This window comes from Providencia sp. PROV116, assembly GCF_028482485.1.
Lineage (GTDB): Bacteria > Pseudomonadota > Gammaproteobacteria > Enterobacterales > Enterobacteriaceae > Providencia > Providencia rettgeri.
In genome coordinates, this window is record NZ_JAMPQO010000028.1 from 38,735 (window position 1) to 59,265 (window position 20,531).

General features: G+C 41.3%; 18 protein-coding genes. 14 read left to right on the forward strand and 4 right to left on the reverse strand.

Annotation, left to right across the window (positions count from 1 at the left end; translation table 11 throughout):
• The first annotated feature begins 215 nt into the window (after window positions 1-215).
• The 4 genes from ivbL to PSE72_RS17305 all read left to right on the forward strand — a co-directional run bounded on the left by ivbL (window position 216) and on the right by PSE72_RS17305 (window position 3,249).
• Complete coding sequence (ivbL, locus tag PSE72_RS17290; RefSeq protein WP_109912586.1) at window positions 216-305, forward strand: ilvB operon leader peptide IvbL; 90 nt, start codon at window positions 216-218, stop codon at window positions 303-305.
• A gap of 103 nt (window positions 306-408) precedes the next feature.
• Entirely contained in the window at window positions 409-2,106 is a 1,698-nt protein-coding gene (ilvB, locus tag PSE72_RS17295; RefSeq protein ID WP_198642012.1) for an acetolactate synthase large subunit, read from the forward strand.
• Window positions 2,107-2,108: 2 nt separating this feature from the next.
• A complete protein-coding gene (gene ilvN / locus PSE72_RS17300) occupies window positions 2,109-2,393 on the forward strand; it encodes an acetolactate synthase small subunit (protein ID WP_004914949.1) in 285 nt (94 codons plus the stop codon).
• Between the two features lie 193 nt (window positions 2,394-2,586).
• Window positions 2,587-3,249, forward strand: coding sequence for a hypothetical protein (locus PSE72_RS17305; RefSeq protein ID WP_115166561.1), 663 nt, complete (start codon window positions 2,587-2,589; stop codon window positions 3,247-3,249).
• Here PSE72_RS17305 and PSE72_RS17310 read toward each other — a convergent pair.
• On the reverse strand, window positions 3,246-3,803 hold the full coding sequence (locus PSE72_RS17310) for a helix-turn-helix domain-containing protein (protein WP_115166562.1): 558 nt from the start codon (window positions 3,801-3,803) through the stop codon (window positions 3,246-3,248). The two genes, PSE72_RS17305 and PSE72_RS17310, sit on opposite strands and share 4 nt — an antisense overlap.
• A 211-nt stretch (window positions 3,804-4,014) precedes the next feature.
• Between PSE72_RS17310 and PSE72_RS17315 the strand changes: the two genes are divergently transcribed.
• Together PSE72_RS17315 and PSE72_RS17320 are read left to right on the forward strand one after the other, a co-directional pair.
• Entirely contained in the window at window positions 4,015-4,767 is a 753-nt protein-coding gene (locus PSE72_RS17315; RefSeq protein ID WP_115166563.1) for a sulfite exporter TauE/SafE family protein, read from the forward strand.
• Between the two features lie 94 nt (window positions 4,768-4,861).
• The gene (locus PSE72_RS17320) at window positions 4,862-6,145 is read left to right on the forward strand and encodes an MFS transporter (protein WP_115168245.1); all 1,284 of its coding nucleotides are present in this window, start codon (window positions 4,862-4,864) and stop codon (window positions 6,143-6,145) included.
• Window positions 6,146-6,192: 47 nt separating this feature from the next.
• Here the strand turns inward: PSE72_RS17320 and PSE72_RS17325 are convergent, their stop codons facing one another.
• Window positions 6,193-7,881 carry a hypothetical protein gene (locus PSE72_RS17325; protein ID WP_115166564.1) on the reverse strand — a complete coding sequence of 563 codons (1,689 nt, stop codon included), beginning with the start codon at window positions 7,879-7,881 and terminating at the stop codon, window positions 6,193-6,195.
• A gap of 617 nt (window positions 7,882-8,498) precedes the next feature.
• Here PSE72_RS17325 and PSE72_RS17330 point away from each other — a divergent pair.
• The 3 genes from PSE72_RS17330 to PSE72_RS17340 all read left to right on the forward strand — a co-directional run bounded on the left by PSE72_RS17330 (window position 8,499) and on the right by PSE72_RS17340 (window position 12,715).
• Window positions 8,499-9,845, forward strand: a complete 1,347-nt coding sequence (locus PSE72_RS17330) for an NCS2 family permease (RefSeq protein ID WP_115166565.1) — start codon at window positions 8,499-8,501, stop codon at window positions 9,843-9,845.
• 263 nt (window positions 9,846-10,108) lie between these two features.
• The gene (locus PSE72_RS17335; protein ID WP_004914931.1) at window positions 10,109-11,758 is read left to right on the forward strand and encodes a Na+/H+ antiporter; all 1,650 of its coding nucleotides are present in this window, start codon (window positions 10,109-10,111) and stop codon (window positions 11,756-11,758) included.
• A gap of 57 nt (window positions 11,759-11,815) precedes the next feature.
• Window positions 11,816-12,715, forward strand: coding sequence for a carboxylate/amino acid/amine transporter (locus PSE72_RS17340; protein WP_117163035.1), 900 nt, complete (start codon window positions 11,816-11,818; stop codon window positions 12,713-12,715).
• Here PSE72_RS17340 and metR read toward each other — a convergent pair.
• Window positions 12,600-13,556: an HTH-type transcriptional regulator MetR gene (metR, locus tag PSE72_RS17345; protein WP_109912580.1), complete on the reverse strand. Its 957-nt coding sequence runs from the start codon at window positions 13,554-13,556 to the stop codon at window positions 12,600-12,602. The two genes, PSE72_RS17340 and metR, sit on opposite strands and share 116 nt — an antisense overlap.
• 108 nt (window positions 13,557-13,664) lie before the next feature.
• Here metR and metE point away from each other — a divergent pair, with 108 nt between their 5' ends.
• Window positions 13,665-15,938, forward strand: coding sequence for a 5-methyltetrahydropteroyltriglutamate--homocysteine S-methyltransferase (gene metE, locus PSE72_RS17350; protein WP_109912579.1), 2,274 nt, complete (start codon window positions 13,665-13,667; stop codon window positions 15,936-15,938).
• 214 nt (window positions 15,939-16,152) lie between these two features.
• Here the strand turns inward: metE and PSE72_RS17355 are convergent, their stop codons facing one another.
• Window positions 16,153-16,542 (reverse strand): YidB family protein, encoded by a 390-nt coding sequence (locus tag PSE72_RS17355; RefSeq protein ID WP_004914918.1) that lies wholly within the window; start codon window positions 16,540-16,542, stop codon window positions 16,153-16,155.
• Window positions 16,543-16,924: 382 nt separating this feature from the next.
• Here PSE72_RS17355 and ltnD point away from each other — a divergent pair, with 382 nt between their 5' ends.
• From ltnD to otnI, 4 genes are read left to right on the forward strand one after another with little or no spacing between them, the layout of a single operon-like run.
• Window positions 16,925-17,833 (forward strand): L-threonate dehydrogenase, encoded by a 909-nt coding sequence (ltnD, locus tag PSE72_RS17360; RefSeq protein WP_004914916.1) that lies wholly within the window; start codon window positions 16,925-16,927, stop codon window positions 17,831-17,833.
• Window positions 17,830-19,107: a 3-oxo-tetronate kinase gene (gene otnK / locus PSE72_RS17365; RefSeq protein WP_115166566.1), complete on the forward strand. Its 1,278-nt coding sequence runs from the start codon at window positions 17,830-17,832 to the stop codon at window positions 19,105-19,107. The genes ltnD and otnK overlap by 4 nt, the downstream gene beginning before the upstream one ends.
• Window positions 19,100-19,741 (forward strand): 3-oxo-tetronate 4-phosphate decarboxylase, encoded by a 642-nt coding sequence (gene otnC, locus PSE72_RS17370; protein ID WP_109912576.1) that lies wholly within the window; start codon window positions 19,100-19,102, stop codon window positions 19,739-19,741. The genes otnK and otnC overlap by 8 nt, the downstream gene beginning before the upstream one ends.
• A 10-nt stretch (window positions 19,742-19,751) precedes the next feature.
• Window positions 19,752-20,531 (forward strand): 2-oxo-tetronate isomerase, encoded by a 780-nt coding sequence (gene otnI / locus PSE72_RS17375; protein ID WP_115166567.1) that lies wholly within the window; start codon window positions 19,752-19,754, stop codon window positions 20,529-20,531.

A 20,531-nucleotide genomic window follows, 5' to 3' on the forward strand; every position in this document is an offset into this window, starting at 1 on the left:
TGGTATTTTAAGTAGTGATTAATGCTATATTTTTTTGTTTTAATGGATAATATTGCTGCTGGTGCGAGATGTGATGAGTGTCGCAATTACTATTCCTTTGGGATAAAACAAGAAAAAATGATTGTCATGCTGGGAAATTTATGTTCTTTTAATAAAAGAAACTGAAAAACAATAATCAATAAATTAGACAGACTAAACAGGAAGAACCCGTGAACATGACGACTAATCACTTAAACCTACTACTAACCGCGCCACGTGCCGCGGTGGTCGTGCGTGTGGTGGTGGTCGTGGGCTTAGCGCCGTAACGGGTACAAATCAACGCAGATTTAGAAACCCCGCCGGCGCAAACCGAGCGGGGTTTTTTATCACCTCTCGCTCGGATCCGCAGGCTAGCAAAGGATAATTATGATGAGCGAATCGGGCACCACAGCACCACATAAAACCCGCTTTACGGGCGCAGAATTAATTGTATATTTACTGGAAAAACACGGTATTACCATCGTTTCTGGCATTCCAGGTGGAGCGGCTTTACCCTTTTATGATGCATTAGGTCAAAGCCAGAAAATCCGCCATATATTGGCTCGCCATGAGCAAGGTGCAGGTTTTATTGCTCAGGGAATTGCACGTACCACGGGGAAAGCCGCGGTTTGTATCTCTTCAAGTGGTCCTGGGGCAACAAACTTAGTGACCGCTATCGCTGATGCAAAACTGGATTCTATCCCGCTGGTTTGTATTACGGCTCAAGTTTCTTCGTCAATGATTGGCACAGATGCTTTCCAAGAGGTTGATACCTATGGTATTTCGATTCCAGTCACCAAACATAATTATTTGGTCCGTAATATCAATGAATTGCCACAAGTGATTTGTGATGCTTTTCGTATTGCAGAGTCAGGCCGCCCTGGGCCTGTTTGGATTGATATTCCAAAAGATGTGCAAACTGCCACTATTGAACTAACTGAAATACCAGAAGTATTACCGAAAGATAAAGCACCCGCATTTGATGTGGAAAAAGTTCTGCAAGCGGCTGAAATGATTAATAAGGCGAAACGTCCAGTACTGTATTTTGGTGGTGGGGTAATTAGTTCTGATTCGACAGAAACAGCAATCGCTTTTGCGGAAAAGGCTTCATTACCGACAACCATGACGTTAATGGCACTTGGCACTATTCCAATGCGCCATCCATTATATTTAGGAATGTTAGGTATGCACGCTGCCGCAAGTACTAATATGATCATGGAAGAATCGGATCTATTGATTGTGATTGGTGCACGGTTTGATGATAGGGCGATAGGTAAAGCAGAGAAGTTTTGCCCTAACGCGAAAATCATCCATGTGGATATTGATAAAGCAGAAATCAGCAAAATTAAGCGTCCAGATATCGCTATTCATGCAGATGCAGGGCAAATATTGGAATTATTATTGCCTTTAGTAGAACGCAATGAGCGCACAGATTGGATGGCGCAAGTGAATCAATTAAAAGAGCAATATCCATTGAATTTTAGCGAGGCTGATAACCCGCTGAACCATTATGGTTTAGTGCTGTCTACGGCACGTGCGGCTGGTGAAGAGGCGATTGTGACAACGGATGTTGGGCAGCACCAAATGTGGGCGGCTCAAGCATACCCTCTGTCTCGCCCACGTCAATGGCTGACATCAGGCGGGTTAGGTACCATGGGCTTTGGGCTACCTGCTGCCATTGGTGCAGCGCTGGCAAAACCCGAAAAAACCATTGTGTGTTTTTCCGGTGATGGCAGCTTGATGATGAATATTCAGGAATTGGCCACCGCAGCGGAACACCAATTGAATATCAAAATTATTTTAATGAATAACCAAGCGTTAGGGATGGTACATCAACAACAAGATTTATTTTTTGAAAACCGCATATTTGCTGCAGCTTATCCGTATCAAACCGATTTTATTAAGATTGCGGCAGGGTTTGGTTTGCAAACTTGCGATTTAAATAATGAAGCAGATCCAGAAATGGCATTAGAAGCGATAATGAATACCAAAGGTCCATGTTTGATCCATGCCTTGATTGATGTGAATCAGAAGGTATACCCAATGGTTCCACCAGGTGCAGCTAACATTGATATGATTGGAGCGTAATTATGGTATTTGAACATCATCCGATTGCTTTAGAGCTAATTGTTCGTAATCACCCAGGTGTAATGTCACATATTTGTGGTTTATTTGCACGCAGAGCATTTAATGTTGATGGCATTCTATGTATGCCGATTAAAGATAAAGATGAAAGCCGTATATGGCTATTAGTACAAAAAGATGAGCGTTTGCCGCAAATGATTAACCAAGTTGAAAAATTAGAAGATGTTCGGGAAGTACGCTTTAGTGATGATTTGCGTCTTTTCGAAACAATGCAAAATTATTTGCAGTAATTCTGAGGTAAATTTTATGACCTAATAGCCCATACCAACAGTATGGGCTATTTTCTTTTATGTTTAATCATAGCGATAATTAGGGTTTCCTAAACCGAACAAAGATGGTATAAATTCAGTTGCTGAATAATGATTTTTTGAATGCATTACAGGTTTGCATTTGGTAAATTGAATAATAAACAGGTATAAATTTATGCAAAATAACATCTATTTATTGAACACTTATCAATATGAAATTGAAACAACCATACTGGCACAAGGGAATAATGATGAAGGTCATTGGGTGGCTCTAAAAGACAATATTTTCCACCCACAAGGTGGTGGGCAACCCATGGATACAGCTTGGGTGAATGATATTACTGTTCGTATTAAGAAACAACAGGATGGTTTAATTGTAGGATACCTACCTGAAGGCGTTACTTTTAGTCAAGAAAATAATGTGGTTGCAAGGGTAGATAAGGAAAAACGTCAGCGTTACGCTGCGCTACATACCGCTGGCCATTTGTTGAATTGGGAATTGCGTCGCTTTGGCTGGCTGGCACAAAAAGGCCATCATTTTCCTGATGAATCTCGAGTAGAATTTAGCATGATGGAAGGGGATGTCACTCCTTTTGATAAACTTGATAGCCAATATATCGAAGATATTGTTAACCAAAGCATTCGCAGTGGGCGAGCCGTTGCAATAAAGCAAAAGGGGGATTTGCGGATCAGTTACATCGACCAAACTGAAGAAATGCCTTGTGGTGGAACGCATGTTTCTTCGCTAGATAATATTCAGCATTTTTCAATTAAGTCGATGAAATTTAAAAAGGGAACGTTGCGCGTTAGTTATGATGCACAACATGCCATAATTTAAACACTATCACTAAGATGAGAGTATGTCATGACGATGGTGGCTTGGAGATCCCCTTCCATGCATAGGTAACTGTGTGGGAAATCACCACTGAAAGCATAGAAATCCCCCGCCTCCAAAAGGATATTTTGGTCGTTATGTAACCGCAACATGAGTGAGCCAGAATTCACCATAATGTGCTCGTGAGTTCCACTCATATGGGCGGGGCTATTAATGATAGCGCCTCTTTTCATGGTTAATTGCCAGATTTCAGAGATATTTCCCATGCTAATGCGAAATTTAAACTGTTGTGAATACTCTTTTTCACTGGGAGTGGCTTTAAGCAAGTAGGGATAAGCTTCATGTTGCCGCGTAAACAAATCGCTGAGAGGAAAGCGTAGAGCAATGGCGATCGACTCTAATGTGTCGATGCGTGGGTTTGAATCACCAGATTCCAGTTTGGATAAAGCGGCTTTCGAAATCCCTGATAAACGAGATAGTTCGTTTAGCGAGAGATCCCTTGCTTGCCTAAGTAAACGAATTTTCTGCCCTATTTTTAAATTAATTTTTTTATCCACAATGTGTCTTTACCTGAATTTTAATTTATTGTGCTAGTTCTGTATCACTCAGAGAAGTAAATTATACACTCTTAGTTGTATATTGTATTTAAAGTGGCTATTTTGTTTTTTGATATAGATTTGAAATTTAAAACCCTACAAAAATAAAACTATTTTCTGTATTTGAAAAAATCTATAGTGAGGAAGTTAAAAAACTTCTGGAGTTAAGGTCATGCCGTTTGAATTGTTATCACCAGAAATGGCGATTTGTTTCTCGACATTGTTGTTTGCTTATTTGGTTTTTGGCATGGCGGGTTTTGGTTCTGCTCTTATTGCAACCCCTGTATTAGCCATGTATTTGCCGTTAAACATGATTGTTCCAATCCTTGCGTTAATAGATCTAACCGCTGCAGTTTTAAATTTACTTAAAGATGGTAAAAATGCGGATTATCAGGAAATTAAATGGATAATTCCATTAATGATAATCGGGAGTTTAGTTGGTGCTGCGATTTTATTAAAAACGCGTCCCGATATACTCGTATTATTACTTGGGTTATTTGTTGTCGGTTATGTCTTACATGCTTTTTTTTCTAAAAAATCAAAATCACCTTTTTCAAAAGCGTTGGTTGTCCCATTTAGTTTAGTGGGCGGTGTTTTTAGTGCTTTATTTGGCAGTGGTGGTTTTATCTATGCCATGTATTTATCTAGCCGAATTGAAGATAAACAGCGTTTTCGTGTCACTCAAATGACGTTAATTGGCTTTAGTACGCTGACTCGAGTGGTGATATTTTTAGTAATGGGTGTGTATCTCAATCTAGATATTTTATTGATTGCTTTAGCATTTTCCCCTGCCATGTTAATTGGTACGTGGGTTGGTCGGCATATAACATTAAAAATTTCACGTGAAAGTTTTTTAAAAGTTATTAACGTCATAATTTTATTATCAGGTATTGTGCTGCTTTATCGATATGTTTTCGTCCTTTAAGTATTTAGAATATTAAAAATAGTTTTATAAAGATAAATAGCAGAATATATGAGTCGTGTTACAATCACCACGAACATTATTAGTTTTACTAGTAATGATGCGGTTTTTTATTTTTCATAATAATCTATTTTATGGAGTTAAAATCTGTTCTTTTGCTAAAAAGAAACGGGTTAATTTCAACATGAGCTCTGATAATCAGCGTTTACAAAATTTTCGACGTTCCCCATCTTTTGCTATTTTTACCATTACAATGAGTATTGCTGTCATTGGTATCGTTATTGGGCTAAGTATTCCAATGGTGGCTCTTAGGCTAAATAATTATGGTTTCAATGAGTTGTATATTGGCATTATTTCTGCGGCTCCTGCATTAGGTATGTTTTTAATTGCCCCTATGGTTCAACGTATTGTGCGTTGGTCAGGTAAGCGAAAGGCAATGCTATTGGCAACCCTCGTTTCTGCCATTAGCTTATTGCCATTATTGAGTACGTTACCACTTTGGCTGTTATTTCCATTACGGTTAGTTACGGGTTTAGCGAGTGGCGTGATGATTTGCTTGGGAGAAACGTGGATTAATGAATTATCCCCTGAAAATAAGCGGGGTCGGATCTTAGCAATCTATACTACCGTGTTCACAGTAAGTCAGCTACTTGGGCCTTCATTTATTGCTTATTATGGTGTGGAAGATAAATCGCCTTTATTGATTTGTACGTTGATCCATTTCATCTCTGTAGTGCTATTTATTTTAATGGATCAAAAAGTTGGTGACCGTTTAGCTGAAAATGCCGCGCAATCTAATTTTTCAATTATTCAATTTGTAAAAATTGCACCGGGTATTTGTGGTGGAATTTTATTTTTTGCTTTTTTTGACGGAACCATTTTATCGATGTTCCCAATTTATGGTATGGGAATGGGGCATACAGAGGCGGTTGCTGCATTAATGATTAGCGCCATCCTTGCTGGAGATGCCATTATGCAGTTACCTTTTGGCTGGCTTGCAGACCATATGAATAGAGAAAAACTGTACCGAATTTGCGGTATTATCACACTCGCAGCTAGCTTATTATTACCCTTCCTTATTACTCAACCTTATCTGATTTGGGTTCTGTTATTTATCTTAGGAGCCACGGCAGGGGCAATTTATACGATTGCCTTGGTACAAATTGGCCAATATTTCAAAGGGAATGAATTGATCATCGCTAATGCAGCGGCAGCCATGCTATGGGGAATTGGTAATTTATCAGGGCCATTATTGGCGGGAGTGGCGACTTCAATCTCACCAGTGGGCTTACCGGTGCTATTGGTTCTGTCTGTGGCAGTATTTTTATGGTTCACACGAGAAAAATATAGCGCTCAAATGGTTGAACAAGTCAGCCCATAAAGCGCATTTGTGGTGCCCTACTTAAGCTAGAGAGCACCACAAATAGATTATTCAATAACTTTATACACAACAAGGTTTTCTCGGAATTCATCTGGCCGATGATTGTGCCAGAATAATTCCATGCCTTGCGGTGCAGGTTTGATTGTTTTCGAGAGTACAATTAACCAGCGGCATTGTTCAGGTTTTTCAAAGCGGTCTTGGCGTTGGTGTAATACGCCAGTGTAATAGTAGAGCATCGGTGCTTCAGATTCGCCAATATTATCAGAAGCCATACAATCGTTTTTTGTAAATTGGCCTGCTAAATGCTGGTTTAAATCGACAAAAACCCCTTCGAAACCTTTTGCGTAGTCTATCCAGCCCAAAAACAAAGTTAAAATTATCCCCCAAGCGGCACATAGACCTAATAACCAATTTTTCATCATGTGAAAAGCCGGTGAGATAAAGTTTGGAATAATTTTATTGCGTAAAAACCACACTAATGTAATCAACAGACCACTGATAAATGCAATGGAAGAAAAGGGCATTTGGTAGCTCATAGGAAGCCAGCGGCTAAATGGGGTTAGCCATTCGTGTTGATGGCCAATCAAGGCGATAAGATAGCAGACCCATAAAAAAAGAATGAGTACAGACCATAAAATAGCCGCAAAGCGAGCGATACCATTAAGAATTTTTTCAGGGAAACTGAGTAGTGTTTGGGTTCCTAATATGGCCATGGGGGCAACAAAAGGGAGTAAATATAGCGCGCGACCAGAAGCTGAAATCTGTAAAAAAATGATACCTAATAAAGGAAATAGCGCCAGCAGAAACTCATTTGAATTAAATAAACGTTTAATCGGGTGCCTTAGAAAATAAGCGACAGCCAGTAAACCAGAAGGAAAGGCAAATAAGGAAACTGCCGCTGGAATGCGAGTTAAATTAGCTTTTGCCCCTAATTTTTCAACCGAAAAACCAAAGAAGCGGCCGATATTGTTTTCCCAAAACCACACAAGAAATAAATCGGGATGCTGAAGATACAGTTGGATAGGCCAAGGCAAAATGGCGATAAGCGCGATTAACCCCGCCGTTAAACTGTGTAGCCAAAACCGCTTAGTTCGGCATTGAGTAAGAAAAATAGGTGATAAAAATAGGCAAATCCAGAGAACGCCAGGAATAAAAACGCCTTTTGACAACATGGTGACGATGGTCCCAAGAGATAACCAAAGTGCAGACATGCGCATTTTTTGTTGTTGTATCAGCCCCAATAACCCATATAAGCCAATAGTTGTTCCTGCCATTAGTGCAACATCGGTAAACATATCATGGCTATGTCTGATAATACCGGGAGCACAGGCATACAGTGCAAAAGCGACCCACATCCGAGTATCAGTGAAGTCTGTGGCTTGGAAAAAACGACGCGCCAAAAGGATAAAAAATGAAAAATTAATAACCGAAAAAATTAAGCTTGCACTACGGGCTGCATCATAAAGTGGCATCAAGCTTGATAATAAATGAGAGGTAATCGTAGCAACCCAATAATAAAGCGGGGGTTTTTCCATAAATGGTTCACCCGCATTTGTGGGAACTAACCATTTACCAGTTTCATACATAGTTTGAATAATACCAAAACTATAATTTTCATCTTGCTTCCAAGGGCTATGGCTATATATTCCTGGTAATAAATACAGAGCAAGAAAACTAATAAAAAGCAGTAAAATACTCCGCTGTAATATGATTAATGGTGCATTCTTATTTGACATTTTAATACGTTTTATGTGTTTTTTACTTGATTAAATTGAAACTATAACTGCGGTTGATAATAATTGAGCTTATATACTTAAATATATATTTACTCAGTGAATGATATTTTTTTAATGAAAAACAATAAGAAATGTATTTTTAGCCACATTTTTAACAGACGCATGTTACCACCAGTAAATAAGTTTTTAGCTATTGGTTTTGTAAGCAAATATTCTTGGATTGTATCAAAGAAATAACCTTCCACTTTAAACAGACATTATATGAAAGGTATTTAGCTATTTTTACGTAAAATAAATGTAACTAAAAAGAATCATTATTTGAAAATAATGTTCATTGCTTAAGAGACTATATATCTGGGAGGGGGGGGGGAAAGAACAAACGGGTAAGAAATGCTAAAAATGCTTGATCATTCCCCCTGTTTAGAATGATAATTGCTCTCCTCACGATACGTTTTATTCTATTTTAAAAACCAAACGATTGCGCAACTGTTTTTATTGGGATTTTTTCTCAGCCAGTTTGTTTTTTCTTAAAAACGTAATCGTTTACGTCAACGTATAAATTAGTCGTTAGCAGTATTTGAAAGTCGTCGTTTTCCATTAAACAGCAGAGGTATACCATGTCAGGCCAACAGGCTTCATCCAGTTGCAAATTGGATTCATTTTTCAAGATAACAGCGCGGGGCTCTTCAGTTCGCCGTGAAATCATTGCAGGATTAACCACATTCTTAGCGATGGTTTATTCTGTCATCGTTGTACCTGGCATGTTAGGGCAAGCAGGGTTCCCACCAACAGCGGTCTTTATTGCAACTTGCTTAGTGGCTGGTTTTGGTTCTTTATTGATGGGGTTATGGGCCAATCTACCGATGGCGATTGGTTGTGCTATTTCACTGACTGCATTTACCGCATTTAGTTTGGTCTTAGGGCAGCAAATTAGTATTCCTGTGGCATTGGGCGCTGTCTTTTTAATGGGGTGTTTGTTCACCCTCATTTCTGTGACAGGTATTCGTAGTTGGATTTTACGCAATATGCCAATGGGTATTGCACATGGCACAGGTATTGGTATCGGTTTATTTTTACTATTAATAGCTGCTAATGGGGTGGGTTTAGTGATCAAAAACCCAAATGCAGGTTTGCCTGTTGCTCTAGGTGAATTTACATCTTTCCCTGTATTAATGTCATTGGCTGGGTTAGCGGTCATTTTCGGTTTAGAAAAACGCCGCGTTCCGGGTGGCGTATTACTTGTTATTATTGCAATTTCAATTATTGGTTTAATTTTTGATCCTGCGGTTAAATATCAAGGCTTTTTCAAGTTGCCTTCATTGGGTGATGATGGGCTTTCATTAGTTTTCAATATGGATATCATGGGCGCATTACAGCCAATGGTATTGCCAAGCTTACTTGCATTAGTGATGACCGCTGTTTTTGATGCAACGGGGACTATTCGCGCGGTGGCGGGACAAGCCAATTTATTGGATAAAGACGGCCAAATTATTGATGGTGGTAAAGCGTTAACCGCAGACTCCGTGAGCAGTATCTTTGCGGGGGCGATTGGCGCATCTCCTGCTGCTGTGTATATTGAATCTGCAGCGGGTACTGCTGCTGGTGGTCGTACAGGCTTAACCGCAGTGGTTGTCGGCGTACTGTTTTTACTCATTCTCTTTTTATCGCCACTTTCTTATTTGGTGCCTGCCTATGCAACGGCGCCGGCATTGATGTATGTTGGGCTTTTAATGTTAAGTAATGTCTCTAAGCTTGATTTCGATGACTTTGTAGATTCAATGTCTGGTTTATTGTGTGCGGTATTCATTGTTCTGACTTGTAATATCGTCACGGGTATCATGTTGGGCTTTGCTGCTTTGGTTATCGGCCGTATTTGTGCAGGTGAATGGCGCAAATTGAATATTGGCACAGTCATTATTGCGGTACTTTTAGTGGCGTTTTACGCTTCAGGATTGGCAATCTAAAGTATATTATTTCAATAGGGTGGCTAATGTTGCCACCTTTTTAACTTATTGTATTAATTAATCGTAAAGTCTCAATTTTTTCCCCGAAAATGGATGGCTAAGGATAAAATAGAGAGAAGGCGGTTAATCAAGTGGATGTGCATGATTTCCACTGGTGAATGGCTGGGTTTTAATAATCATGGTCTGGACGGTGCTATCTCTTACTATGCGGCGGCAGGCAATATTTTAGGTTCTAGTCGCTAGGTTAATTCAGTAAGGGCAACATGGAAATTTTCTTTACTATTCTTATTTTGATTTTAGCTGTCTCTGTTTCAGGGGTTGCCGCTAAAATTCTTCCTATTCGTATTCCTCTTCCTCTCATTCAAATTGCTATTGGTGCGCTATTAGCATGGCCTCAATTCGGCCTACATGTCACCTTTGACCCAGAACTTTTTATGGTTCTGTTAATTCCACCTTTGTTGTTTGTTGATGGGTGGAAAACGCCAACACGCGAATTCTTTCAAAACGGTCGAGAAATTTTTATTTTAGTGTTGGTTCTTGTACTGGTTACAGTGATTGGGATTGGTTATTTAATTTACTGGCTGATGCCAGGTATTCCATTGATTGCAGCATTTGCTCTAGCGGCGGTGTTATCACCAACCGATGCCGTTGCCTTATCATCCATTGTCGGAAAGGGGCGTATCCCTAAACGAATGATGAGTGTGCTAGAAGGGGAGGCATTGATGAATGATGCCTCTGGTCTGGTAGCATTAAAATTTGCAGTAGCAATTGCCATGGGGACGATGGTATTTAGTGCCTCTGGCGTCACCATTGAATTTTTCAAGGTCGCGATTGGTGGGCTACTCGCGGGTATTATCGTGACTTGGTTATACAGTAAATCATTACGTCTAATGAGCCGTTGGAGCGGTGATGACCCAGCAACCCAAATTGTGTTTATGTTATTGCTACCATTTGCTTCATACATGATAGCGGAACATATTGGTTTTTCAGGTATTTTAGCCGCTGTTGCGGCCGGTATGACTATCACAAAGTCTGGGGTTATCCGTAACGCTCCATTAGCGATGAGACTACGCGCTGATAGCGTTTGGTCTATGCTTGAATTTGTCTTTAACGGGTTGGTTTTCATCATGTTAGGGCTTCAATTGCCCGGTATTTGGGAAACGTCTGTTATCCAAGCGGATCTCGACCCAAGCGTAGAAACTTGGATGCTATTTGCGGCAGTAGCCATTATCTATTTTGCTCTACTGCTATTGCGTTTCTGTTGGCTATGGCTGATGAAAAGGTTTAGCCGTTTATTCTTAAAGAAAAAACCACTGCAATTTGCTAACTATACCGTACGTGAGCTTTGGCTAGCCTCTTTTGCAGGGGTACGCGGTGCGATTACCTTAGCGGGTGTGCTTTCTATTCCGTTATTTTTAACCGATGGTTCACCATTCCCAGCGCGTTATCAGCTAGTATTTATTGCCGCAGGGGTTATCTTATTTTCCATTTTTGCAGGTGTGGTCGCTTTACCGCTTCTGCTACGTAATTTTACCGTGGGAGACAAAGAAGCCGATGCCAATGAAATTCGAATGGCAAAAGCCGCAATGGCAGAAGTGGCAATTGTTAGCTTAAATAAGATGCAGGAACGTTTATCTGCTGACGTTGATGAAAAACTCGATTCAGAAGATATCAGTGAAGTCGCTTCCCGTGTGACAGGTTATCTAAGACGACGTACGGCAGGGCAAGATGAAATTGATCATAATTTGCTGGTTGAAGACCTTGAACGACGTTTTCGTTTGACGGCATTACGTGCGGAGCGTGGTGAGCTTTATCACTTACGTGCAACCAAGAAAATCAGTAATGAAACGTTACAAACGCTGTTGGTTGATCTGGATTTATTAGAAGCCGTTTTGATCGAAAAAGAGCATTAAAACCAAAAAGCGAGTATTCTAGCCGACATTGTAAAGTTTGGGGCGAAATACAGCATTATGTGGTTACTTGTTATCACGACGCTGCTTTGGGCAGCGTCGTTTAGTCTTATCGGCGAATACCTTGCGGGCCAAGTAGATAGTTGGTTTTCAGTACTTGTAAGGGTGGCACTGGCTTCGCTAGTTTTTTTACCTTTCCTACGTTGGCGCCAGTTTAGCGCTAAAGTGATTGCACTTTATATGCTAGTGGGCGCTTGCCAACTTGGCATCATGTACCTATTTGTATTCCATGCTTATCAATACCTTACCGTTGCCGAATTTTTGCTTTTTACAGTATTAACACCACTATATGTCACGTTAATTTATGACTTACTAGAACGGCAAAAGTTGCGTAAAGGTTATTTGTTTAGCTCACTATTGGCGGTAATTGGCGCGGCAATTATTCGTTATGACCACTTGAGCGAATCTTTTTGGTTAGGTTTGCTTTTTGTGCAGCTAGCAAATATCTTTTTTGCGATTGGGCAGGTGGGGTATAAGCGTCTGATGGAGGTGCATCCAATCCCTCAACATCAGGCTTTCTCATGGTTTTACCTTGGTGCAACGTTAATTGCATTACTAGGGTGGTTGCTATTTGGTAATAAATCGATGATGCCGACAACAACTCTCCAGTGGGGTGTCTTACTGTGGTTGGGGATTGCAGCTTCAGGCATTGGCTACTTTATGTGGAACTATGGCGCAACCAAAGTGGATGCTGGAACCCTTGCTATTATGAATAACATGATGGTCCCAGCGGGGTTATTAGTTAATTTTGCTATCTGGCAACAACATCCGGATTGGCTGAGTTTTACCATAGGATCGAGCCTAATAGTTGCTTCTCTTTGGGTGCATAAGCGTTGGATCCTTTCGCGGCCTTCACATAAGACAAGTTCTCCACAGCGTGATCCGTCGTCGTCTCAGTAAACGCCTCAATAGCTGGCTGGCGCTGCTCTCCTTCACGGCAAGCGGCATACAGCCGGCTCCACAAACCGCTACCCAAGGTTTTGGTTTTGATCAACCCTTGTTTTTCAAATGAATCAACTGCCCAGTGAGGCAGTGCGGCAATGCCCATTTTAGCTGCGACCATTTGAATTAAAATTAATGTGTTATCAACATTTTTCACATTAGGTGACACGCCTGCAGGTTGCAGAAAATGGCGCCAAACATCGAAGCGATCCCGTTGTACCGGGTAGATAAACAACGTTTCATCCGCCAAATCATGGGGCTCAATATGCGGTCTTTTGGCTAGCGGATGGTCATTCGCCACAATCAGCTTCACTTCATAATCAAACATTGGCGTATAGTGGATGCCTTGATCTGGCAAAATGTCAGAGGTCATCACAATATCCAATTCCCTTGAAAGTAACTCAGGCTGTGGGTCGAACGTCACCCCAGATTTAAAATCGATGCTAACTTGAGGCCAAGTTTGTCTGAATTGCTGTAATGCAGGGGTCAACCACTGAATGCAGCTATGGCATTCAATAGCGATGCGTAACGCACAAACCCCAGGCTCATTACATACTCGAATGGCATCTTTTACTAATGGCAGAACTTGTTGTGCTAATTGTAATAAGACTTCTCCTTGTGGCGTAAAGCGCAATGGTTGGCTTTTACGAACAAATAACCGGAAACCTAATCGATGCTCTAAATCACTAAATTGGTGTGATAGAGCAGATTGTGTCTGGTGCAAGTGTGTTGCTGTTGCCGCTAATGAACCGTATTGGCTGAGCGCTTGCAATGTTTTTAGATGTTTTAATTCGATCATGAGAAACCTTCACGGTGACAATGAATAATTTGCGCTTGTGCTTTATACAGTACCTGTTGATTATGGATGTGTAAACATCTAGACGGCTAAATATTTTAAGGGGTCAATATGTCTGTTATAAATCATACACTTGGATTTCCACGTGTCGGTCTAAAAAGAGAGCTCAAGCGTGCACAAGAAGATTATTGGGCAGGTAAAATTGATCAGGCCACACTATTAGAAACCGGTTATCAGTTACGTGTGCGCCATTGGCAGCAACAAAAAAATGCGGGCGTTGAGCTATTACCTGTTGGTGATTTCGCTTGGTATGACCAAGTGCTGACAACCAGTTTGCTATTGGGCAATGTACCGCCACGCCATCAAAATGAAGATGGTTCGATTGATTTGGATACTTTATTTCGTGTTGCTCGCGGTCGCGCACCAACGGGCAAACCTGCTCCAGCAGGCGAGATGACGAAATGGTTTAATACTAACTACCACTACATCGTGCCTGAATTTCAAAAAGGGCAACAATTTTCGCTGTCTTGGACACAACTGTTTGATGAAGTCGATGAGGCATTAGCATTAGGCCATAATGTGAAACCGGTTATCATTGGTCCTATTACTTACCTTTGGTTAGGTAAAGTGAAAGGTGAACCGTTTGACCGCTTATCATTATTGAATGAAATATTACCTGTTTATCAGGAGATCCTGTCGCGCTTAGCAGAAAAAGGTCTTGAGTGGGTGCAAATTGATGAGCCTGCATTAGTGTTAGATTTACCAGAGCAATGGCAGCAAGCTTATCAGCAGGCTTACCAAGCGCTGTCAGGCCAAATAAAATTACTGTTAACCACCTATTTCGATGGCATTAGTCACCATGTAGACTTGATTAAGCAACTCCCTGTGCAAGGTCTACATGTTGATGTGGTTGCAGGCGCTGATGATATTGAAAAATTACACCAAATACTGCCAGCAGACTGGGTATTATCACTAGGAATTATTAATGGTCGTAACGTATGGAAGGCTGACTTAGGGGAAAAATTCTTACAGGTGAAGCCGTTCTTAGGCCAGCGTGATATATGGGTAGGAACGTCATGTTCATTACTACACAGCCCAATTGACTTAAATGATGAGACACGTTTAGATGCTGAGGTGAAAAGCTGGTTTGCTTTTGCTATCCAAAAATGTGAAGAACTTGCTCTGTTAACAAAAGCGTTAAATCAGCCAACAGACAGCCATATTGCTGAATTAGATACATACAGTGCACCTATTCGAGCGCGTAGAACATCAGCTCGTGTGAATAATGCATCAGTAGCTCAGCGTTTAGCAGCAATCAGCGAAGGGGATACAGAACGTTATAGCCCCTATCCACAGCGAGCAGCACGCCAACGTCAACGCTTTAACTTACCATTATGGCCGACAACCACGATTGGCTCATTTCCTCAAACAAGTGAAATCAGAACATTACGTTTAGACTTCAAAAAAGGGAATGTGGATAAAACCTACTATCGCACCAATATTAGTGAGCATATTAAGCAAGCCATTAAAGAACAAGAAATTTTAGATATCGATGTCCTTGTGCATGGTGAAGCTGAACGTAATGACATGGTGGAATACTTCGGTGAGCACTTTGATGGTTATGTATTTACCCAAAATGGTTGGGTGCAAAGTTATGGTTCGCGTTGTGTAAAACCCCCAGTGATCATTGGTGACATTAGTCGCCCAGAAGCGATTACAGTAGAGTGGGCAAAATATGCTCAGTCCTTAACGGAAAAACCGGTCAAAGGGATGTTAACCGGCCCAGTCACTATTCTATGTTGGTCATTCCCGCGTGAAGATGTGAGCCGTGAAACGATTGCGAAACAAATTGCGCTAGCCTTGCGTGATGAAGTCGACGACTTACAAAAAGCAGGTATCGGTATTATTCAAATCGATGAGCCTGCACTGCGTGAAGGGTTACCATTGCGTCGAGACGAGTGGGCGGCTTACCTCAAATGGGCGGTTGATGCTTTCAAACTCAGTGCTGCGATTGCGGATGACGACACACAAATTCACACCCATATGTGCTATTGCGAATTCAATGACATCATGGATTCCATTGCGGCATTGGATGCCGACGTGATCACGATTGAAACATCACGTTCAGATATGGATTTGTTAGATGCATTCGAAGATTTTGATTATCCAAATGAAATTGGTCCAGGAGTGTACGATATTCACTCACCAAATGTACCTAATGTGGAATGGATTGTTGCGCTATTAAGAAAGGCAGCGAAGCGTGTTCCGGTTGAGCGCTTATGGGTAAACCCAGATTGTGGCTTGAAAACTCGCGGCTGGCCAGAAACTCGCCAAGCATTAGCCAACATGGTTGAGGCAGCGAAACAGCTTAGAAATGAGCAGTAAAATGGCGACTAGTTAGTGTGTCAAAAAGGCAGGGAAACCTGCCTGAGGTTGTTGACAAAGCGGGATAAAAGCGTGGTTTTTCCCGCTTTGTGTTATCAGCCGAAAATCAATAAATTGATTTTCCTCGTTTATTTTCAAAACCTATTCGACTTGCCGCCAAACATAATATGTTTTCAGCAGTCTGAGGCAGGGAAACCTGCCTTTTTAGAAAATATTAACCAAATAATTTGGATTTCAGTAAGTTCATACCGATAGAAGCCAAATCGAGGTTTTCTGGAACTTCGCCATTTGGTGTGGCGCTGTCAACTAACTGAGGAAGATATTTAGCAATCATTTCTGAGGTTGCTTGAGGTTCTAAGCCTACCTGTTGAGCCAATTCTTGGATATTCGCATTTCCAAAAACTTGCATTAATTGGCTGGCATCGATAGGTAAATTATTCCCTTCACTGATCCACGAGGCAATAACACCACCTAAGCCTTGTTCATTAAATTTTTCGATAACACCTTGAAGGCCACCTTGATTCTCAACCCAGTTTATTACTGATTGAAACTGTTGCATTTTATCGCCTGCAACCATACCCATCATTTGCTCAAACAACCCCATGTTATCTCCTAGGCAATCTGCCAATTTATGCTCTCATTCATAGTATGGAGCATTATTCAAAAAATTGTAGTCGGCTATTTTCAGCAATTTAAGTTTTAGGTCAATAGAAATGATGCATTGAATATAGCCCAGTAAAAAAACCACGGTTTGGCATTTGTGAATTAAACGTGAATAAACATAATGTGCATCACATTTTTTATCACATTATCCTGTGAAAGTGTGTTTGAGGTGCGGTGCTTTTTATTTTGTTTTAATTCAACTGGTTATACTTTGTTTGTTGGTTTTTTATATTATCTCAAATGTGATGTTAGTCATGTGTTTGTGAATTTTATTGTGTGAAAATTCACAACAGTCACGAAGATTAACAACATCAGGGGTCATTATGGGAAATTTCGTTAATAAAATTGGCGTGATTGGCCTAGGTTCTATGGGGATGGGGATCGCACAATCTCTTATAAAAAATAACATTCCCACCTATGGATTTGATTTAAACCAAGATGCATGCAAAAGCCTATTTAATGCAGGAGCAATTGCAGTGGGGCAAAATGCAGCGGAATTTGCCCATGAAATTGATGCTTTGTTGCTGGTAGTGGTTAATGGTCGTCAAGTTGAAGCCATTTTGTTTTCGGGGGAACAGCCTTTAGTTGAACAATTACGCCCCGGCACAGTTATTGTGCTGCACAGTACCTTGGCTGCGGAACAAACTAAAAATATCGCTCAGCGACTTGCTGTATATCAATTACCCCTTGTAGATGCGCCTATTTCAGGTGGCTCAATTAAAGCCGCTGAAGGGAAGTTGACCATCATGGCTTCAGGTGAACCAGCTCTATTTGAGCAGCTTTCACCCGTATTTAACGCTATTTCTGAGCGCTTGTATCGAGTAGGGAATGAAGTTGGCTTAGGTTCAACCGTCAAAACGATTCACCAGTTATTAGCTGGGGTACACATTGCTGTTGCGGCAGAAAGTATGGCTTTAGCCGCCAAAGCGGGTATTGAGCTTGACGTGATGTACGACATTGTCACTCATGCAGCTGGAAATTCATGGATGTTTGAAAACCGTATGCAACATGTCTTAGACGGTGATTATACGCCAAAATCCTCAGTAGATATTTTTGTCAAAGACTTAGGGCTAGTGATGGAAACTGGAAAAGCACTAAATTTCCCATTACCACTTGCTTCAACAGCTCATCAAATGTTTATTTCAGCGAGCAATGAAGGCTTTGGTCAACAGGATGACAGCGCGGTGATTAAAACATTTAAAGGTATTACTTTACCGGAGAAAAAAGCATGACAGTGAAGTTAGGCGTAATAGCAGATGATTTTACCGGTGCGACAGATATTGCAGGCTTTATGGTGCAAAACGGTTGGAAGGTTGTTCAGTTATTGAATGAACCCAATGAGAGCACACCAGTACCACAAGATGTTGATGCGATAGTGATCAGTTTAAAAAGCCGCTCTTGTCCTGTCGATGAAGCCGTCAGTGCATCGACCAATGCATGTAATTGGCTGAAACACAAAGCGCATTGCCAGCAAATTTTCTTTAAATATTGTTCGACGTTTGATTCAACCGAAAAAGGCAATATTGGCCCCGTTACGGATGCATTAATGGCGCAACTGGGTACAAATTTAGCATTAGTTTGCCCCGCGCTACCCGTTAACGGTAGAACGGTGATTCATGGACATTTATTTGTGAATGGCCAGCTACTTAATGAAAGTGGCATGCAGCACCATCCTGTAACGCCAATGACCGACGCAAATTTATTGCGTGTGATGGAAAAACAATCAAAAGGTCAAGCCGGTCTAATCAAACTTGAAGATATTCAAAAAGGCAGTGAGGTTGTTAGCCAAAAACTGACCGAGTTAGCCCAACAAGGTGTGAGTTACGCGGTTGTTGATAGCTTAACAATGGATGATTTGCTCCCTATTGCACAAGCGGTTAAAGCGATGCCATTGTTGACAGGGGGTTCCGGTCTCGGTGCTGCACTGGCCAATGTGGATAGCCAATGTCCATGGGACGGTACAACGCAACGAGGTGAAAAGCCAACAGGTAAAAGCAGAAAAACAGTTATTTTATCGGGAAGTTGCTCGGTAATGACTAACAAACAAGTTCAGGCTTATCAGCAAGTTGCTCCTGCAAAAATGTTGGATGTGGGTGAGTGTTTAAATAACCCTGAGTATGCCAAAACATTGGCAGATTGGGTGCAAGCACAGCAACTAACGGGTTTGGCGCCAATGCTTTATGCCACTCAATCACCTGAATTACTGAAAAAAACACAAGAGAAATACGGTGCTGCGGAGTCGAGTTTCGCGGTCGAGAAGGTATTTGGTGAGGTCGTCGCGCTGTTGCAAGCGAAAGGATATGACACCTTTATTATTGCGGGTGGTGAAACCTCCGGAAAAGTGGTTCAAAGCCTTGGGACAGAACAATTAAGTATTGGCTCACCAATCGCCCCAGGTGTGCCATGGGTACAAGACTTAGCAAGCGGTAACTGGTTAGCGTTGAAATCAGGTAATTTCGGCCAAGAAAATTTCTTCCAGTTTGCACAGGAGATGTTTAATGAGTGATGAAAAGGCGCTGCGCCAAGAGTTAGTCGATTGGGCTAAATCAATGTTTAACCGTGGTTACAGCAGCGGTGGTGCAGGAAATATTAGTGCTCGGTTACCTGATGGTTCGATTATTGTGACACCGACAAACTCCAGTTTTGGTGATTTAGACCCTAGCAAACTGAGTAAACTTGATGCACAAGGAAATTGGATTGGGGGAGATAAACCGACAAAAGAAGTTTCTATGCATATGGCGATGTATTTGCAACGCCCTGATTGCCAAGCGGTTGTTCATCTTCACTCACCTTGGTTAACGGCGTTGTCTTGCTTGCCGGGGTTAGATACAAAAAATTGTTTACCTCCAATCACACCTTATTATGTGATGCGAGTGGGGAAACTGCCATTGATTGAATACTTGCCACCGGGGGATGACCGAATTGGTGAGGAAATTGCAAAATTAGCACCGACACATAATGCGGTATTGCTGTCGAATCATGGTCCGGTCGTGGGTGGCAAAACGTTAAGACAAGCGTTCTTCAATGCAGAAGAGTTAGAAGATACCGCTCGTTTATATATCACATTGCGCCCACATGGCTTTACAACATTAACGCAAGAGCAAGTTGAACAGCTCGAAAGTCGTTATCCACAAAAGTAGCGAGGCGAAAATGGCTAAATTTGCTGCAAATTTAAGCATGATGTTTACCGAAGTGCCTTTTATACAGCGCTTTGAACGTGCTGCAAATGCGGGGTTTAACGGTGTTGAATATCTCTTCCCTTATGAAGAAGATGCCAATGTCATTGCGGGTGAACTGAGCAAACACCATTTAACACAGGCCCTGTTTAATATGCCTGCGGGAAATTGGGCTCAGGGAGAGCGTGGTATGGCTTCGCTCCCGGGTCGTGAGAGCGAATTTGCCGAAGGTGTACAAACTGCATTGAAATACGCGAAAGCATTAGGTTGTAAACAAGTTCATGCGATGGCGGGGAAAGTGAATGAAAATTATATACTTGAACAGCAAACCGCGTGCTATATCAAAAATATTCAATATGCGGCAGATGTGATGGCTGAGCACGGTATTCGTGTGCTTATCGAACCCATCAATACCCGCGATATGCCCGGGTATTTTTTGACGACGCAAAAACAAGCGGAAGCATTACTACCTGAAATTAATCGTGAAAATGTATTTATCCAGTTGGATTTATATCACTGCCAAATTATGGAAGGTGATTTATTGAAAACAATTGAGCGTTTATGGGGTAAATTTAGTCACATTCAGATAGCGTCAGTTCCATATCGTCATGAACCGGATAGCGGCGAAGTCAATTACCCATGGATTTTTAAGCAGTTGGATGAAATGGGGTATGAAGGCTGGTTAGGATGTGAATACCATCCTGCAGGCCGCACCGAAGATGGATTAGGCTGGCTTAAACAAGCAAATTCATAA

Bases quoted from the DNA above. Each gene is read 5' to 3' on its own strand.
- ivbL (WP_109912586.1), top strand. From the start codon at position 216: ATGACGACTAATCACTTAAACCTACTACTAACCGCGCCACGTGCCGCG.
- ilvB (WP_198642012.1), top strand. From the start codon at position 409: ATGAGCGAATCGGGCACCACAGCACCACATAAAACCCGCTTTACGGGC.
- ilvN (WP_004914949.1), top strand. From the start codon at position 2,109: ATGGTATTTGAACATCATCCGATTGCTTTAGAGCTAATTGTTCGTAAT.
- PSE72_RS17305 (WP_115166561.1), top strand. From the start codon at position 2,587: ATGCAAAATAACATCTATTTATTGAACACTTATCAATATGAAATTGAA.
- PSE72_RS17315 (WP_115166563.1), top strand. From the start codon at position 4,015: ATGCCGTTTGAATTGTTATCACCAGAAATGGCGATTTGTTTCTCGACA.
- PSE72_RS17320 (WP_115168245.1), top strand. From the start codon at position 4,862: ATGATGCGGTTTTTTATTTTTCATAATAATCTATTTTATGGAGTTAAA.
- PSE72_RS17325 (WP_115166564.1), bottom strand. From the start codon at position 7,881: ATGTCAAATAAGAATGCACCATTAATCATATTACAGCGGAGTATTTTA.
- PSE72_RS17330 (WP_115166565.1), top strand. From the start codon at position 8,499: ATGTCAGGCCAACAGGCTTCATCCAGTTGCAAATTGGATTCATTTTTC.
- PSE72_RS17335 (WP_004914931.1), top strand. From the start codon at position 10,109: ATGGAAATTTTCTTTACTATTCTTATTTTGATTTTAGCTGTCTCTGTT.
- PSE72_RS17340 (WP_117163035.1), top strand. From the start codon at position 11,816: ATGTGGTTACTTGTTATCACGACGCTGCTTTGGGCAGCGTCGTTTAGT.
- metR (WP_109912580.1), bottom strand. From the start codon at position 13,556: ATGATCGAATTAAAACATCTAAAAACATTGCAAGCGCTCAGCCAATAC.
- metE (WP_109912579.1), top strand. From the start codon at position 13,665: ATGTCTGTTATAAATCATACACTTGGATTTCCACGTGTCGGTCTAAAA.
- PSE72_RS17355 (WP_004914918.1), bottom strand. From the start codon at position 16,542: ATGGGGTTGTTTGAGCAAATGATGGGTATGGTTGCAGGCGATAAAATG.
- ltnD (WP_004914916.1), top strand. From the start codon at position 16,925: ATGGGAAATTTCGTTAATAAAATTGGCGTGATTGGCCTAGGTTCTATG.
- otnK (WP_115166566.1), top strand. From the start codon at position 17,830: ATGACAGTGAAGTTAGGCGTAATAGCAGATGATTTTACCGGTGCGACA.
- otnC (WP_109912576.1), top strand. From the start codon at position 19,100: ATGAGTGATGAAAAGGCGCTGCGCCAAGAGTTAGTCGATTGGGCTAAA.
- otnI (WP_115166567.1), top strand. From the start codon at position 19,752: ATGGCTAAATTTGCTGCAAATTTAAGCATGATGTTTACCGAAGTGCCT.